This window comes from Pelorhabdus sp. sgz311002 (assembly GCF_056134285.1).
Map to the genome: position 1 here is coordinate 1 of NZ_JBWBCL010000015.1, position 17,242 is coordinate 17,242.

General features: G+C 43.1%; 13 protein-coding genes and 1 pseudogene. 4 read left to right on the forward strand and 10 right to left on the reverse strand.

Features of this window, described 5'->3' with window-relative positions:
• Positions 1 to 407: 407 nt before the first annotated feature.
• The 4 genes and pseudogenes from pfkA to AC0NJP_RS16600 form a co-directional block, all read right to left on the reverse strand.
• Positions 408 to 1,400 (reverse strand): 6-phosphofructokinase, encoded by a 993-nt coding sequence (gene pfkA / locus AC0NJP_RS16585; RefSeq protein ID WP_474040061.1) that lies wholly within the window; start codon positions 1,398 to 1,400, stop codon positions 408 to 410.
• A gap of 42 nt (positions 1,401 to 1,442) precedes the next feature.
• Positions 1,443 to 3,131, reverse strand: a pseudogene (gene ptsP, locus AC0NJP_RS16590) (phosphoenolpyruvate--protein phosphotransferase); the annotation flags it as partial.
• A 121-nt stretch (positions 3,132 to 3,252) separates the two neighbouring features.
• Complete coding sequence (gene mnmL, locus AC0NJP_RS16595) at positions 3,253 to 4,215, reverse strand: tRNA modification radical SAM protein MnmL/YtqA (protein ID WP_474039747.1); 963 nt, start codon at positions 4,213 to 4,215, stop codon at positions 3,253 to 3,255.
• Complete coding sequence (locus AC0NJP_RS16600; RefSeq protein ID WP_474039748.1) at positions 4,212 to 5,963, reverse strand: B12-binding domain-containing radical SAM protein; 1,752 nt, start codon at positions 5,961 to 5,963, stop codon at positions 4,212 to 4,214. Before AC0NJP_RS16600 ends, mnmL begins: the two co-directional genes overlap by 4 nt.
• Positions 5,964 to 6,043: 80 nt before the next feature.
• Here AC0NJP_RS16600 and AC0NJP_RS16605 point away from each other — a divergent pair, with 80 nt between their 5' ends.
• Both AC0NJP_RS16605 and pepF read left to right on the forward strand, forming a co-directional pair.
• On the forward strand, positions 6,044 to 6,829 hold the full coding sequence (locus AC0NJP_RS16605; RefSeq protein ID WP_474039749.1) for an N-acetylmuramoyl-L-alanine amidase family protein: 786 nt from the start codon (positions 6,044 to 6,046) through the stop codon (positions 6,827 to 6,829).
• Positions 6,830 to 6,922: 93 nt separating this feature from the next.
• Positions 6,923 to 8,722, forward strand: a complete 1,800-nt coding sequence (pepF, locus tag AC0NJP_RS16610) for an oligoendopeptidase F (protein ID WP_474039750.1) — start codon at positions 6,923 to 6,925, stop codon at positions 8,720 to 8,722.
• A gap of 60 nt (positions 8,723 to 8,782) precedes the next feature.
• Here pepF and thrC read toward each other — a convergent pair whose 3' ends face one another.
• The 4 genes from thrC to AC0NJP_RS16630 all read right to left on the reverse strand — a co-directional run bounded on the left by thrC (position 8,783) and on the right by AC0NJP_RS16630 (position 11,778).
• The gene (gene thrC / locus AC0NJP_RS16615; RefSeq protein WP_474039751.1) at positions 8,783 to 10,276 is read right to left on the reverse strand and encodes a threonine synthase; all 1,494 of its coding nucleotides are present in this window, start codon (positions 10,274 to 10,276) and stop codon (positions 8,783 to 8,785) included.
• Between the two features lie 16 nt (positions 10,277 to 10,292).
• Positions 10,293 to 10,961 (reverse strand): B3/B4 domain-containing protein, encoded by a 669-nt coding sequence (locus AC0NJP_RS16620; RefSeq protein WP_474039752.1) that lies wholly within the window; start codon positions 10,959 to 10,961, stop codon positions 10,293 to 10,295.
• Positions 10,942 to 11,442, reverse strand: coding sequence for a Cys-tRNA(Pro) deacylase (gene ybaK / locus AC0NJP_RS16625; protein WP_474039753.1), 501 nt, complete (start codon positions 11,440 to 11,442; stop codon positions 10,942 to 10,944). The genes AC0NJP_RS16620 and ybaK overlap by 20 nt, the downstream gene beginning before the upstream one ends.
• 75 nt (positions 11,443 to 11,517) lie before the next feature.
• Entirely contained in the window at positions 11,518 to 11,778 is a 261-nt protein-coding gene (locus AC0NJP_RS16630; RefSeq protein ID WP_474039754.1) for a CPF_0552 family protein, read from the reverse strand.
• Positions 11,779 to 11,996: 218 nt separating this feature from the next.
• Between AC0NJP_RS16630 and nadE the strand changes: the two genes are divergently transcribed.
• Both nadE and AC0NJP_RS16640 read left to right on the forward strand, forming a co-directional pair.
• Entirely contained in the window at positions 11,997 to 13,907 is a 1,911-nt protein-coding gene (nadE, locus tag AC0NJP_RS16635; RefSeq protein WP_474039755.1) for an NAD(+) synthase, read from the forward strand.
• The gene (locus AC0NJP_RS16640) at positions 13,907 to 14,797 is read left to right on the forward strand and encodes a radical SAM protein (RefSeq protein ID WP_474039756.1); all 891 of its coding nucleotides are present in this window, start codon (positions 13,907 to 13,909) and stop codon (positions 14,795 to 14,797) included. Before nadE ends, AC0NJP_RS16640 begins: the two co-directional genes overlap by 1 nt.
• Before the next feature lie 16 nt (positions 14,798 to 14,813).
• Here the strand turns inward: AC0NJP_RS16640 and AC0NJP_RS16645 are convergent, their stop codons facing one another.
• Together AC0NJP_RS16645 and AC0NJP_RS16650 are read right to left on the reverse strand one after the other, a co-directional pair.
• Positions 14,814 to 16,346, reverse strand: coding sequence for a hypothetical protein (locus tag AC0NJP_RS16645; RefSeq protein ID WP_474039757.1), 1,533 nt, complete (start codon positions 16,344 to 16,346; stop codon positions 14,814 to 14,816).
• Between the two features lie 375 nt (positions 16,347 to 16,721).
• On the reverse strand, positions 16,722 to 17,150 hold the full coding sequence (locus AC0NJP_RS16650) for a very short patch repair endonuclease (RefSeq protein WP_474700506.1): 429 nt from the start codon (positions 17,148 to 17,150) through the stop codon (positions 16,722 to 16,724).
• Between the last annotated feature and the right edge of the window lie 92 nt (positions 17,151 to 17,242).

The following is a 17,242-nucleotide window of genomic DNA, read 5'->3' on the forward strand; positions in this document are numbered from 1 at the left end:
GTTTCTTACGAAACCCGCACATCTGGCTTGTTGTTACTTATCCATCGTTTAGTTTTCAGAGAGCCGCTACCGAAGCAGCTTAGATAGTTTACCATCTTTCGAACCAGTTTGTCAAGCACTTTTTTTCAAAGTTTCTTTTTTAACCGTTTCGTCTTCGTTTGCAGAAGCGATGATTCTTTTCTGTTTTCGTGCCGCCCATCGGCGACTTGTTAATAATAGCATACTGCTTTTACTTTTGTCAACACTTTTTATACTTCATTTTTACATTTTCACGAAACTACCGTCAAAAGAACAAGTTATCGCTGCTTGCAGCCATTCAGCAAGCAGCGACACTATACTTTGCAAAACCATATGCTCACTTCGGTAGATCACCCAAACAAGTTACTGCTGATTCGAACATATACCCTTTATTTAGACAATGTATCACCAAGAATGCTTAGGTTGCCATCAAAGCGTTTTTTACGGCTTACCACTTCATGAAGTTCAATCGGAACAATTTTACCAGCTTGAATGCCATACATAACTTGTGAAACCCCTGCAGCGAGGCCAAGAACAGCTCTTTCAGCCAATTCACTCGCCAACATACGGTCAAATACACTCGGCGCACCACCTCGTTGTATATGCCCCAGAACGGATACACGCGTATCAAGACCAGTTTGACTCGCAATTCGCTCGCCAATCGGAATAGCACTGCCTACCCCTTCAGCAACTACGACAATACTATACTGTTTGCCAGCATTTTTGGACGCAACGAGTTGCTTGCAAATTTGATCAAGATCAAAAGAGGCCTCTGGTACTAAAATACTTTCGGCACCACCAGCAAGGCCCGCAGTAACAGCAATCGCACCACAATGGCGGCCCATTACTTCGATCACCATAACACGGCCATGCGATGAAGCAGTATCTCTTAGCTTATTAATAGCGTCTACTGCCGTATTCACAGCTGTATCAAAACCGATTGTATAGTCCGTGCCATAAATATCATTATCAATCGTCGCTGGCAACCCTACAATATTCATGCCGAGATCGCCTAAAAGCGAAGCTCCTGTAAGTGAACCATCGCCACCGAGAACAAGCAGCCCCTCAATCCCACGGCGTTTCATATTATCAAAAGCCCGCTGACGTCCTGCCGAAGTTCTGAATTCTTCTGACCGAGCTGTACCTAAGAAAGTCCCGCCTTTTTGGATAATGTCGCCTACTGACCGCGAGTCAAGTGGAATAAACTCATTCGCCGTCATTCCCAAATAGCCATTTTTAATACCCCATACTTCCATATCTTGTTTGAGCGCTACACGAACTGCCGCACGAATTGCCGCATTCATGCCAGGACAGTCGCCACCACTTGTCATAATAGCAATTTTCCGCAGCGGTTTCTTTTGATCGAGCACCTTAACATCCATTTCCTGAGTAAGACGTTCAGAAAGCTTTTCCAAATACTCTCGCACTTCACCACAACGTTTAAAAGTCGCAGCACAGGCAGCCCACTCTCTGGCCGCTAAAAGACTCATGTTGCGAATTCTCTGTTTTACAGCTGGTACAGATTGCGCCGCCATCGAAAGCTCGGTCACGCCTAAACCAACTAACAACGGCGTAGCTAAAGGATCACCAGCCATTTCGCCACACATTCCAACCCATTTTCCACATTCCCTGGCGGCATCAGTTACCGCCCGAATGAGTCGAATCACGGCTGGCTGGAAATAGTCACCTAAATAAGAAACCTTATCATTCATACGATCCGCCGCCAAAGTATACTGCACAAGATCATTCGTACCAATGCTAAAGAAATCTACTTCTGGCGCTAGCAAGCCCGCGTTCACAGCTGCTGCCGGCACTTCAATCATAATTCCTACAGGAATATCTTTTTTGAAAGGAGCTTTCGCCAAAGTCAGTTCTTGCTTTACTTCTGCTAATAAAGCTTTTGCCGCTTCTAATTCCTCCACTGTGGCTATCATGGGAAACATAATATGGAGATTACCTGCCGTACTAGCGCGAAGTAGAGCCCGCAATTGTGTCTTGAAAATATCTCGTCGTGACAAGCAAAGCCGAATGGCTCGCAAACCAAGCGCCGGATTCGCCTCTTCACTGCTTTCTAAGTAAGGTAATTCTTTATCACCGCCAGCATCAAGGGTACGAATAATCACTTTTTTCTCAGGCATAGCTGCCAAGACTTGGCGATAAGCTTCTACTTGTTCATCTTCTGAGGGAAGCGATTCGCGCTTTAAAAACAAAAACTCTGTACGGAACAGCCCTATTCCATCAGTACCAGCGTCAAGAACTTTTTTCATGTCTTCAGGTGAGCCAATATTAGCAGCTACTTCTAAACGAATCCCATCCGTCGTAACCGCAGGTAAAGTTCGCAGAGCCGCTAATCTTTCTCTTTCGCGCTCGTCTGCTGCAATTTTTTCCTTATATTCTTCGCAAGTTTCTTCATCAGGCAGTAAAACAACTAGCCCCGCTGAACCATCTAAAATGACCTGATCGTTTTCAGTAAGTTCAGCAAGATGCTGTCCCACTCCCACTACAGCAGGAATCCCCGCTGCTCTAGCTAAAATGGAGCTATGCGATGTTCTGCCGCCCAAAGCAGTAATAAACCCCTGTACTGTCGACAAATCAAGCATAGCCGTATCAGATGGCAACAAATCTTCGGCTACAATAATACCGGAAAGATTCTCCGCCGCTGGCCTTCCCTGAAGCAAACGGATCAGACGCTTGGAAATATCTTTAATATCGGCCGCTCTTTCTCGCATATATTCGTCTTCTAAGGCCTGAAACATAGCGGCAATTTCGGCTCCGGCGTCTTCCACAGCAGCCTCTGCCGATAGGCCAGAATTAATTTTATCTTTAATAGCAGACTCAAACATAGGATCTTCTAACATAAGTGCATGGGCGGCAAAAACTTGAGCGGCCTCCGCCCCCATGGTTGTTTCTGTTTTTTGTTCTAGTAGCTTTAACTCACTAACCCCCGCTTTTTGCATGGAAACAAAACGAGCTTGTTCTTCCTCTACCGTCCCTTGCGGCTCACGGGAATAGGACAGGCTCTCATTGTGGAGATACGTAATCTTGCCAATCGCAATTCCTGGTGATGCTCCAATACCAGTAAATTTTTTCACAATAATCACACTTCCCTCCATTTAACTCTACAAAAGCGATTCACTTATCCATAAACTTTGTCCTATAATTCGTCAAAAAACTCCATTTCTATTTTCTTCCTAAAAATCTATTTTTCCTGCTTAGAAATTTCTCAAAAAGCGATTAAAAGAATTTCCGACTCTGCTTACCCCCTAAATAATCACACAACTTCCCTTGATAACTGTCAGTTGCAATAAGATCCGCCTCAATTTGATCGCGAATTTTCCACCAACCAGTCTGCCAATTACTAAAGAGAGTATTGCTTTCTGGCGCCCGCCCAATTAATCGCTGCAAAACAATATCAGGATGGAGGTAGTTCAAAAAGGTAATAACTCGTTGTACATATTCGTCTTTGGATATAAGCGCAAAGCGTTGTTCTTCATACCATTGGGCCATCAAAGTTCCCTTTACAATATAAAGTGCGTGAAGTTTTACTTGTTCGATCCGTAAAGCCGACATGAGCTTCGCATTTTCAATGACATCTGCTTCATCGTCCCACGGCAGATTTAAAATTAAGTGCGTACAAATTTCTACGCCATAAGCTTTAGCCATAAGCACAGCATCGACATATTCGGCTAAACCATGGCCTCGCTGAATTTTAGCAAGCGTGTGATAATTCACAGTCTGCAAACCCAATTCGAGAAAAATAGCCACACCGTAGTGTTCGCGAATTTCTTGAAAAAGTTCTAGATAAGGTTTTGCCACACAATCCGGTCTCGTAGCAATAGCAATTCCCACAATGTCATTATTATGTTGTCGCCCATTTTCACAGGCTTCCACAAGATAACGGCGCAAATCAGCTACAGGCAAATAGGTATTACTGAAATTCTGAAAATAAGGAATGTATTTTTCCGCCTTATACTTAGGAGCAATATGTTCTCTATTCGCATTAAGCTGCATCGCGACAGTCATGGAAGCAGGCAGATTCTCATAACCAGCACCGATTTCTCCGCAAAAAATACAGCCGCCAACCCCACAGGAACCATCGCGATTGGGACAGGTAACGGGAATACTTACAGGTAACTTATAAACCTTTTCTCCATAACGTTCTTTTAAATATGTAGAATAAGTTCTATATCGATTCACGGTCTTGTCTCCTCCAGCCAAAAATCTTCACAAGCAATTTCACAGCATAAAACGTCCTTCTGGCGATAATCAAAAAGATAAGCTGTTGGTCTAGTTATTAGCTGCCCCGTTGTGACAAAATCTTTCACAGCCGCTGTAAATACTTCTATGTGGAATTCTTTCTGCAGCGTTCGCCAAGTCTGAAAAGAAAAATCAGCTACATACTGCTCTGCTTTCTCACTGCGCCAAAATGCTGTAATTTCCTTATCAAAACGGCGTTCATTCCAGTCGAGTCCTTCTTGTCTAATTTTCCCCTGGTCATTCGTTAAAGCATCGAACTTTAATAATTGTACTAAAAGAAGTATCTTTTCCTCATAATACAACCGCCCATAATCAAGCAAATGTTGATATAGCTGTTTTGTCGAATGAGAAATTTTATGAAATCCCTGCTGTTCCCACCACTGACTAAAATTCTCATAAAAAGTAAAGGCATCGCCTGCTAACAGCGTCATGTAGGTCAGAGTCGCTTGAAAACGCCCCTTATTATAGTAAAGTTCAAAAACCTCTTCAAAAATCTTCAATTGACGTACATCTTCATAAGGTAATACATCGTTGGCTAACACCTCATATGGCGCCTGATCCATCCAGATATAGTGATGTTCTATAGCATGAGAATGAATTTTTGCACCGCGGAGCATTTTTAAAAAACCTAGCTGCAGCATATGAGGTTGCAATGCATATAAATGATTAAAAGAACGGCCGAAGGTTTTTTTGTCTTCAAAGGGCAACCCGATAATTAAGTCAAGATGCAAATGCATATTGTTATAGGATCTTAGCTGAGTTACCTTACGAACAATCTCCTGCCAATCATTTTTTCGATCAATCGCCACCAAAGTTGGTTCATGAGTCGATTGTACGCCAATCTCAAATTGAATTCGTCCTTTAGGCATATCCGCCAAAAACTCAATGATTTCATCATTTAAAAGTTCTACGGCAATTTCAAAATGAAAATTAGTCTTTGTTTCAAGTTCTTTTATATGCTGCAAAATGGGAAAATAGTGCTTTTCAAAAGCATTAAAAGTCCGATCAACAAATTTTACCTGTCGAACCTTATTGGCAACAAAAAAATCAATTTCTGCCAAAACTTTTTCTAGACTACGATACCTTACCCCCTGGCTTGCACTGGAAAGACAGTACTGACAGGAAAAAGGACAGCCGCGCGAGCTTTCATAGTAAATAATCTTTTCTTTAAGCGGTTCCATATCGCCTGGTTCATAAGGAAAGCGCAGTGCGTCAAGATCGGCCACTGCGACAGGCTGCGCCGAAATAGCATCTTCTCTAGCTGTCACGCCAGGAATCACAAGAGAGTGTGACGTTTTTGATTCGAGCTTTTGCAGCAATGCTGGCAAAGCGTTTTCTCCTTCGCCGCTAATCACAAAATCAGCTTCCGCACATTCGGCAAAAATTACTTTTGGATCATAGGAAACTTCTGGACCGCCTAAAATAATTTTTGCCTCAGGTAGTACTTTCCGAAGTAACGACACAAGATCTTTCGTCATTTCCCAGTTCCAAATATAGCAAGCCAAAGCAATTACATCAGGCCGCGCCGCAAATATGTCGCTGACAATGTCAAGTAAAGAATGGTTAATCGTATATTCTTCTACCCGAATTGGGCTTAAAATCTGCTCGCGACAAGCTTGCCGCAAGGTCAGAAGCGCTAAAGAAGAATGGATATATTTCGCGTTTAAAGTTGTTAATAAAATATTCATCAAATCACCTACTGAGTTTTTTCACCGTCGCTATGATCGGTGCATAACATAAACAAAGCTCACTGAATGGAGGTTTCTTTATGCGCCTTTTCGTTGACGGACAACAGCTTCCGCTTATGGTAAAAGTCAGCCGCGATCTGCTCACGACCATCAAAGCCTTAAGCCGCCAGCTCGGCTGGGGCGTTTTTTACGATCCCTTAAAAGAAGTGATCTATATTAATAGCAAATCGCAGGCAATTCCAGCGCCAACTGCCGAGCGCCCTGCCACTCTTGCTACCGAAGTTCCTGAAAGCATTCGACTGCTGGGGAAAAAAATCTGCCTTGATCCTGGACACGGCGGCAAAGACCCCGGGGCGGTTGGTCCCACAGGAACTTTTGAAAAAAACAATACGCTGGCCATCGCCCTAGCTTTACGCGATAAATTAGAAAATAACGGCGCTCAAGTTCTCCTAACACGCGACGGCGACCATTTCGCTACAGTCACCGCCGAAACGACAGTAGAAGAATTGCGTAGCCGCGTCAGTATTGCCAATGATAATCAAGCCGATTTGTTTTTGAGCATTCATAATGACGCCTTCACCAGCAAAGAAGCGTCAGGTACAACCACTTATTATTACAGTAAAGGAGACTCTTCCCGCCTGGCCCAATGTCTGCAAAAAAAACTAGTTGATCGCTTAGGAACGAAAGACCGTAATGCTCGTTTTGGCAGCTTTTATGTAATCCGCTATGCATCCATGCCAGCAGCTCTGGTAGAGGTTGGTTTTATTTCTAATCCCGAAGAAGAGGTTTTACTTGCCAGTGCTGATGGTCGTGCCAGCGCTGCCGAGGCGCTTTTTGAAGGAATTATGCAATATTTTAAAGTATAATCTATAAAAAAGTTGCCCCATCCTACAGGAAAGATGCATTGATTTGCTAATACTATATACTATACCAATTCATTTACAAAGGAGCCTGCTCATATGGACAAGTTTATCATTCCCGAACGAAACGAAATCTCCGCTGAATTCCAATGGAAATTAACCGATATTTATGCTACCGATACAATTTGGGAAAGCGATATTGACGCTGTAAAAAAACAAATGCCACAAATTCAAAGCAAAAAAGGTCAAATCACCCAATCAGCCCACCTGCTCTGGACTGCGCTCGATCTCCGCAGTAAAATCAACCAAACACTCGAAAAGCTTTTCGCCTATGCTCGCATGCATCGTGATGAAAACGCCGCCAGTCCCGTATACCAAGCAATGACAAATAAAATTCAAGCCCTTGAAGCAGAAGCCTCAGCCGCTTACGCCTTTATGGAGCCAGAAATTCTGACACTGCCAACAAAAACATTGGAAAACTTCCTTCGCGAAGAACAGGGACTTGAAGAGTATCGCTTTTATCTAGAAAATCTCACAAAACAAAAAAAACACATTCTCTCAGCACAAGAAGAAGCTTTACTGTCGGCGTTTGGTGATGTAGCACAGGCTTCTGCCGAAACCTTTCAGATGCTAGCGCGGGCTGATATAACTTTTCCAGCGGTTTATGACACTTCAAAACAGGAGCTTCCTTTAAGTGAAGGCCGCTACCATTCTTTCATGATATCACCAGACCGTCAAGTACGCCAGCAGGCTTTTAAAAATCTCCTGGGCACTTATAAGAACTATCGAAATACGTTTGCCTCAACGCTGCGAGGCAATATCAAAAAAGATATTTTTTATGCAAAGACACGGCACTACAGCTCTCATTTGGCAGCTTCCCTGGAACCTGATGAAATTCCGCTCTCCTTTTACGATCAGCTAATCGCAACAGTTCATAAACATCTTCCCGCCATGGAGCGTTACGTATCTCTCAAAAAAAAGATTCTTAACGTACCAGAGCTGCACATGTATGATATGTATGCTCCCCTGACGAACCAGATCCGCCTCGCTTATTCTTATGAAGAGGCCGTAAAACTAGTAAAACAAGCCCTCGCCCCGCTCGGCAAAGAATATCTCGCTGATCTATCAACTGGTCTTGCTTCAGGCTGGGTTGATGTCTACGAGAATAAAGGAAAGCAGACAGGCGCTTATTCCTGGGGCGTCTACGGCGTTCATCCTTTCGTCCTCCTCAATTTTGACGGCAAATACAATGACGTATCGACTTTAGCCCATGAACTCGGCCACGCTATGCATAGCTATTATAGTCAAAAAAAGCAACCGTACCCTACGTCATCTTATACCATTTTTTGCGCTGAAGTTGCTTCTACAACCAACGAAATCCTCTTAATTGATCATGTACTCGCTACCACAGCTGACCGCTCTATCCAAGCCTACCTCTTAAATCAATATCTGGAATCCATTCGCACCACTGTGTACCGCCAAACCATGTTCGCTGAATTTGAACAAAAGGTTTATATGTTAGCTGAAACAGGGGAAAGCCTCACAGCCGAGCTTTTTGAAAATCTCTGGCGTGAGTTAAATGCCAAATATTACGGGCCTGAACTAGTCATTGACGACAGCCTCGTCAGTGAATGGTCAAGAATCCCGCATTTTTATCGCAGCTTTTATGTTTACAAATACGCTACAGGGTATTCCGCCGCAACCGCCTTTGCCAATCATCTCAGTACCGATGAAAAAACTGCCCAGAAACAATACCTAAACTTTTTAAGCAGTGGCGGTTCTGATTATTCTCTGAATCTCTTAAAAGCAGGTGGAGTTGATTTAGCATCAGGCAAACCAATTGAACAGACTTTAGTTAAGTTTTCCCAACTGCTCGACAAATTAGAAGCCTTATTATAAGTTTAAAACATAGCTGTTCAGAAAAAAGCGGCTGCTCAAAGAGCAGCCGCTTTCTTATCTTTATTTTTCTAAAATTGCTAAAACCGTTTCTTTCATAGCGCCTTTTTCACAACAACGCTGATGCAGCTTTGCTTTTCCTTTGAGCGAAGCTAGGCCGATAGGAGCTTGCCAAGTTGACAAATCTGTCAAAGTATCAAGTAAAGCAAACTCATCTTTCCCGCTGGACGCGCCAGGCTTTAAGGCCTCAATCACACTGTCATTAAACTTAAAAGGGCTTGCTGTAGACACCACAATGCAGTGTCTTTCATCGCCAGTACGTTCCCGATATACTTTCGCCGTATGCCAGGCAACAGCCGTATGTGGATCCAGTAAATAAGAGGAAGCAGTAAATACTTCATGAATCGTAGCAGTGATCTCTGTCTCATTGGCCCACAGAGCGTAAAAATCTTCTGATAGTGCCTTGGCCAAATCGCCTGTTATGGCATAATCACCTTTCGTCTTAAGCTCCGTCATCCATGTAGTTACTTTTTCACTATCCCCTTGCGTAGCCAGATAGAGAAGTCGTTCTAAATTACTGGAAACTAGAATATCCATCGAGGGCGACGAAGTCTTGTAGAAAGGTCGGTTAGCATTATAAACACCTTGCTCAAAAAAATCTGTCAAAACATGGTTCGCATTCGAACCACAAAGAAGTTTTCCAATAGGAAGGCCCATTTTTTTTGCATAATATCCCGCTAAGATATTGCCAAAATTACCTGTCGGTACACTAAAATTGACTGCATCTCCCAAAGCAAAGAGGTTTTGTTTTACACCGTCAAGATAGGCGCTAAAATAGTAGACAATCTGCGGTACAAGTCTGCCCCAGTTAATCGAATTCGCCGAAGAAAGCTGCAAACCTTGTTTCGCCAACTCCTGATTAAACGCAGTATCTTGAAAGATTTCCTTAACGCCAGTCTGGGCATCATCAAAGTTTCCTTTTACCGCTACGACAGCTACATTTTTCCCTTCCTGTGTAATCATCTGCAGTTTTTGAATGGCGCTAACACCATCTTCAGGGTAAAACGTAATAATCTCAATCTGATTGACATCTTGGAAGCCTTCCAACGCGGCCTTACCAGTATCGCCTGAAGTTGCAACGAGAATTACTATTTTTTCTTGCTTTTCTGTTTTTACAAGAGCTGTCGACAACAGGCGTGGTAAAAGCTGCAACGCCATATCTTTAAATGCACTAGTTGGACCATGCCACAATTCCAGTACGGAAAAATTCTCTTTTACTGTCTTTAATGGAGCAATGGCAGCAGCATCAAATTTAGGCACTGAGTAAGCCGAATCAATGCACTGTTTCAATTCACCTTCACTATAATCCGTTAAAAATAACCGCAGTATAGCTAAAGCTCGCTGCTGATACGTAAGATCTACCCATTCCGCAATCTGGTCTAAAGAAAGCTGCGGAATTTCCTCTGGCACAAATAAGCCGCCATTTTCGGCCAAACCGGCAATAATAGCTTCGGCAGAAGTCACTGATTGGCTGCCGCCTCGCGTACTGATAAACATGATCTTAGTCCTCCCTTTATGCAAACGCAATTCCTTGTTCTACAACTTGTCCACCATTAAATTCCACCAGCATATTAGCGGTAAAAGCAATAATTTCCTTCATCTCTTCGTCGCTAACCTCTTCATCGGCATAGAGCACGGAAAGCAGCGTCTTAGTCTGTAAAGTTACAGCTGTTCGCGCTGCGTCAGCTGTGGGGTTACCAAAAACGCCTTCTCCATCATGAAGGAAAGGTCGATTTCCCGTAGGACGTTCCTGACCGGAAATACATTGATACTGCCCTAATGCCGCCTTAGCATAAACAATATCACCGTGAATCTGATCAGCATCATAAAGACCAAAAGGCAACAAATATTTCAGCGAGCAATAATTATTCACATCCACAGCACTATTAACATAATAGAGCCCCTTACCGCCTAAAACGCGCCGCACCAAGGCTTCTGAGGCAGGACGATAGCGAGTAGGATCATAGGATAGTTTTTTGAACATCGAGCGAACTGCAGCAATACGAGGCACTTTAGTCAATAAATCAATCTTATAGGCCGCAGCCGCTTCTTGCTGTAGTTTAAAAAAGGCCTGCGCTAAGGGCGGCGGTGATCCTTTCACTGCTACATCGGTAATCAAGGCATAACCCAGTCGACAGTGAGGCACTACTTGGCTTACATTTTCATGAATTGTGATCTGCATCTTTTTCCTCCTGCCTGGCAATCGGGCAAACGGTCCCATTCACTGCTCGAATCAAGTCTTGTGGCGCTAAAAAAATCTGCACGCCCCGCTGACCCGCACTGATTGAAAGAGCTGGCCAAACAAGACAGCTATCATCAATATATACGGGATACTTTTTTTTCGCCCCTAACGGGGAAACTCCCCCACGCACATAACCAGTGAGCGGCAGTACATCCTTTAGCGCAACAAGCTCTACCTTTTTATTTTGACTGGCTGTAGCCAGCGCCTTTAAATTCAGTTCTGCGCCGCCAGGCACAACAGCCATCAAGATTCCTTGTTTATCGCCCTTTGCTACAAGGGTTTTAAAGACCTGATTGACAGGCATTTGTACAAGTTCTGCCACATGCTGCGCCCCCAGATCATTTTCGTCTACTTCATATTCTTTGATTTCGTAAGAAATGTGTAAAGAATCTAAAATACGAGCCGCATTTGTTTTTTTCATCGTACTACTATAATCTCCTTATTGACTACTCATAACAGGTAAAAGTAGGAGCGCGGCTTCCCGCGCTCAATTACTTCAAAAATCAAGTTTCATATACCTGACCTTTACATAAGGAATTGACTGAAGCTCCTGCTCCATTTCCGAAGCCGGAAGATTTTCACCGCAAAGCTGTAAGAGAATCATACCACTATTGCTACATTGATCAACTGCTGAATCGTGAATTCCCAGCCTGACTCTGATAAAACAGCCGTATTTTGTAAGTACATCCTGCACTGCCTTAGCTGTTTCAACACGATTTTCCTGTAAAATCGCCATAATCATTGAGCAATTTTCCATAATTCCTCCGCCTTTCCGCTTCTACTATCCTAAAGTAACTAGGCCTGATGAAGTTAAACGCATATAGAACTTAATTGTTACATATTTTATATCCTGTTTAAAATCTCCTGCAAAAAAAGAGAAAAGTGACGAAAACTTTATAAAAAAGGTGAAACAAACAGGACATAACGGGAAATATAGAGAAATGGTAAGAAAACTTTTAAAGAGGTGTCACTATTTTGCTAACTGTCGCACTTGGCCAAATGGAAGTCATTCCTGGCCGACCTGATTTAAATACACAAACAATGCTTCACATGATAAATAAAGCCAAGCAACAGCACGCTGATTTAATTGTGTTTCCCGAAATGGCAATTCCCGGTTATTTGCTAGGCGATCTTTGGGAGCAAAAAGCCTTTTTGAAAGATTGCGAAGACTACGGAAGACAAATTGCCCAGGCAGCGCAAGATATTACAGTGATGTTCGGCAATATTGCAATGGACTGGAATCAGAAAAATCATGACGGTCGCTACCGCAAATATAACGCCTTTTTTACCGCGCAAAATGGGAGATTTGTCAAAGATCCTGCTTTTCCCTATCCCTTCCGTATTAAAACATTGCTACCTAACTATCGCGAGTTTGATGATTCGCGCCACTTTTATAGCCTTCAGGAACTCGCTTGTGATTTTGGCGAACCCATCGAAAACTTCCTCAAACCATTACCAGTTACGATGAAAGATAAGACCTATCATATTGGCTGCTTAATCTGCGAGGACGGTTGGTCTGATGATTATTCGATAAAACCGCTAGCGCAAACAGCTACAGCAACTACCGACTTTTTTATCAACATTTCCAGTTCCCCCTTTACGGCAGGCAAAAACAATAAGCGAAATCGTCTCTTCTCGGCACAAGTGAAAGCAGCCTCTGTACCACTCATTTATGTAAATGCTGTAGGTATGCAAAACAACGGAAAAACAATTTATACTTTTGATGGCTATAGTACCGTCTATAACAAAGAAGGGCAAATACAACATAGCTGTAACTCCTTTTTAGAAACACTCGAATGCGTCACCTTTGACGACCAGTTTGAGTTGAATTGTAGCAAGCCAGTACAACCCCAAGATGACAGCACAATTGAAACAATCTATAATGCTCTTCAATACGGCATGAAAAAATTTTTAATTCAGACAGGAATAAATAAAATTGTAATCGGCATTTCTGGTGGTATTGACTCCGCCGTGAATGCCGCACTCTATAGTCGCATTCTAGGCGCCGATCATATTTTGCTTGTTAATATGCCCAGTCGCTATAATTCACAGACAACAATCTCGGCTGCCGAAAAACTAGCTAAAAATCTCGGCTGCCATTATGGCGTTCTCCCTATTGAAGAAGCTGTTCAGCATACAATCAACCAGCTTACCACAACGCCTATCTATCATTTTTCTGATTCTAAAACACAGTATCTTACCTTAACCGATCTTGTAAAAGAAAATATCCAGGCCCGCGACCGTTCCTCACGTCTTTTAGCCGGAGTAGCGGCCGCCTTTGGCGGGGCCTTTACCTGTAATGCCAATAAAAGTGAAATGACCGTCGGTTACTGTACGCTTTATGGCGATGAAGCCGGCTGTTTAGCTGCAACTGCCGACTTATGGAAACATCAGGTTTATGAGCTAGCTCGCTACCTAAATGATTCTGTTTATGAACGCGAAGTAATTCCCCAAGAATCAATTCAACTCGTTCCCAGTGCTGAATTGTCAGCCAATCAGTCTGTAGATGAAGGCAAAGGTGATCCGATTATTTACCCTTACCATGACTACCTCTTTCGCGCCTTTGTCGAGCATTGGCAGAGAGCGACCCCAGAAGATATCCTGCTTTGGTATAGTCAGGGCATTCTCGAGGACAAACTTGGCTGTAAACAAGGCCTCATTCAAAAACATTTTGCCACTGCCGACGCCTTTATTAGCGATTTAGAACGTTGGTGGAATCTTTATTCTGGCATGGGAATCGCTAAACGAATCCAAGCGCCGCCCGTACTGGCTATCAGTCGTCGCGCCTTTGGCTTTGATCATCGTGAAGCCCAAAATCAGCCTTATTATACACAAAAATACCAAATCCTAAAACACGAACTTATACAGCAAGGGAGGAATATTTAATGTACTTTGATCCGGCAGAAGGAATGGTATTTCGCCCCCCCAGTGAGGCGCGCAGTCTGATTTTACGCGTTACGATCGGCTGTTCTCATAATCGCTGCACTTTTTGCAGTATGTATCGTTCCGTGCAATTTCGTCCCCGCCCGTTAGAGGAAGTAAAACATCTTATCGAGCAGGCGGCAAGAGAATTTCCGACAACTCGCCGAATTTTTCTAGCAGATGGTAATGCCTTGGTTCTGCCGACAGAACGACTCCTGACTATTATGGGGTGGCTCCATGAAGCTTTTCCGCATTTAACACGAATTACTCTATACGGCGGTCCACAGGATATTTTACGCAAAACCCCAGAAGAGTTAGCAACCTTAAAAGCAGCCGGATTAAAAATCATTTACCTCGGCCTCGAAAGCGGCGATGAAGCAGTCCTAGCGCTGCTTGGCAAAGGAGCTACGCCTTCAGAAATGATTCAAGCCGGCCAAAAGGTAGTGTCCTCTGGTTTAAAATTGTCGATGATGGTCATTCTCGGCGCCGGGGGAATTGAACGCTCTCGCGAACATGCGATTCACACAGCTGAAGTAGTCAGCGCTATTGAACCTACTATGCTAAGCGCGCTGACGCTGATGCTTCATGAAGGAACCGAATTAAGAGCACTTGCTGAAGCTGGCAAGTTTACCATGCTAAGTCCTTCTGAGCTTATGACGGAGCTTGCCCTTATGCTCGAACACATCGACGTAAAACGTCCCTGTATTTTCCGCAGCAATCACGTATCAAACCTGCTGCCATTAGCCGGTACCCTACCAGAAGACAAAGAAAAACTGCTCGCCACAGCAAAAGCCATGGTCGAACAGTTTCAAGATCGTACATTACCTAAATTTAATGATACAGGCCGCTTTTAAACCAAACCAGAACCCATTAACTTTTTAATAATAAAAACACAAATCCTTCTTCGCTTAAATAACGAGGATCAAACTCTTCTAACTCCAATACTTTTTTAATTTTATTGGCGCAGGCATAAATACTAGCACTTGTCTGCTCCAATTCATCAGCAAGCCGCGTGGCCATAATTCGTTTATGGCCATTCATTTTGCTATAAACATAAGCAACAGCCGCCGCCCACAAGCGTTCATCCCGTACTTTTGCCACAGAAAAATGAGCATAATCCGCCCAAAGTTTCTGTGCCATACTTATGTCATACAACGAAAAACCGTAAGCAGGCAATATTCTCTTTATAGAGTCAGAGACACCATCTTGCCGTGCTGGCAATTCGCTCTGTTTATACTGACGCTGCAAGATTTGAAATGGCGTTACATTCACCTTGGCCAGTGATAATAAAACATCAACAGTATATTTTATATTTAACGCATGGCGAGCAAAAAAATCATCCCAGGTTGCCTCCGGTTGTTTAATCGTAAAAATATCCTTTTGCCGGATAATCTCTTCCTTGATACGGCGCTTTAAATTGGGGCTCACTTCAATACTAGCAACATAATTAATCAAAGTCATTTCTCCGGAAAAAACATGGCCGAAAAAGAGTAGCTTTTTGATTTTCTTATACTCAAAGTCAGGTTGAGGCAATCGAAATACTTCTTCCGTAAATAAATTTACACACTCTACAAAGTTCTCATCAATAATTCGGCTAATATAAAATACGGTATAACGAGCTTTTAAGAGTTCCTGTAGGAGTTGTTTTTCTTCCCGCGACAAGTTCAAATTCTTTCCCTTAGTAAAAAATCGCAGCGGCGTAGCATCACTATCAAGCAAGTGGTAATCAAACAAAAAATAGTCCCAAAAGCCAAGCCAGAATTCATGGTATTCTTCTTCTGGGACACTTTCAAATGGACCAGCATACAAAAACAAAGCTCTTTCAAAATCATTCATAAACATATTCTGCTGAAAATATGTTCCCAACTTGTTCATAAGGCTTTCCACAGCTGCCGTAATGCGGTAAGCAAATTCTTCTTCCGTTTGCGGCTTTTGCTCTAACGCTGAAAAATTTTCTTCCCCTTCCAGCGCGGAGATACCATCAAAAATCGTCTTGTGACGGTGTAATTCTTCCCCACCGGCAATTTCTTGTGACGCTGTAAGAATATCTTGCCAATCGTATAACAAATGGCGTGATGCAAGATACTCGTAGAAAGCTGTTAAAATCGCAAACAACTCTCGAATGGATGCAAGCGAGACCTTAAACTCTGGCACAAGATCCAGCCAAGAAAGCAAAATATAATATGTTTCTATGCCAAATGATTCAATGGATGAAATTCGTGTCTCAACCATAAATTGCAAAAAATACATCATGTTGCGCCACAAATGATTTAGTTCTTTTTCACTGGCTCCCTGCCAAGCCTTATGACGCAAAAATCCCTCAATCCAATCCTGACGGATTGGCACCGCCTCATCACTATACTTATCGTAAAAGAGACGAATTTTTTCGTAGACATTTTTCATATGACCTATGAGTCTCCTTATTTAATCCAATGTTTTTATTATACAACATTGATCGCTCTCTGTCTTTTTTTCTTTGCTACAGGGTTACTACATTTGCGCACTAAACTAATGTAGAAAAAAGACCTCGCGAATGCCGCGAGGCCTTTTTAAAGATGGTGCGGAAGAAGGGACTTGAACCCCCACGCCGTAAAGCGCCAGATCCTAAGTCTGATCCCGGCGCCGTTGCTGTAGGAAAAGGCAACCTTAAAACCGCATAAAACAAGGCCTTGCAGAGCGTACCGTCACATAAGTTTTTAAACGCGTTGCTGTACGGTTGCTGTACAGCAACCGTAGAAGCTTTTGCGCCATAACCACCGCCAAGAGTCCAGTTCCCAATCAGCTGGGCTCTTTAATTTTTGACTTCAAGACTCCCTCGACTCTCTCAATCACCGCATCAAAATCTCGCCGCATTTCACATTCCCATATAACAACAATAGTCCAGCCCGCGGAAATTAAAGTTTCTCGCGTTTTAACATCACGTAAAACGTTGCGACTTAACTTAGATTCCCAATAATCTGTCCTACTTTTTGGCCGTTCCGCCGATTTACAGCCAGGATGCTGATGCCAAAAACAGCCATGCACAAAAACGATGACCTTATACTTCGTAAAAACAATATCAGGCTTACCCGCTAGATTCTTTACATTCTTCCGATAGCGCCAACCGCGATGAAATAGCGCTTTTCTCAGCTTTTGCTCTGGCTTAGTATTGTTACTTTTGACGCGCCGCATAATATCGCTTCTTTTTTCCGTTGAAAAAACATCCATATTCTTACCGCCTTCGCCGCTAAATCATGAACGCCGCCTTAATAACAATACAACTTCTGATAAGAATAACTCCTTCGCCCATCACGGCAAAG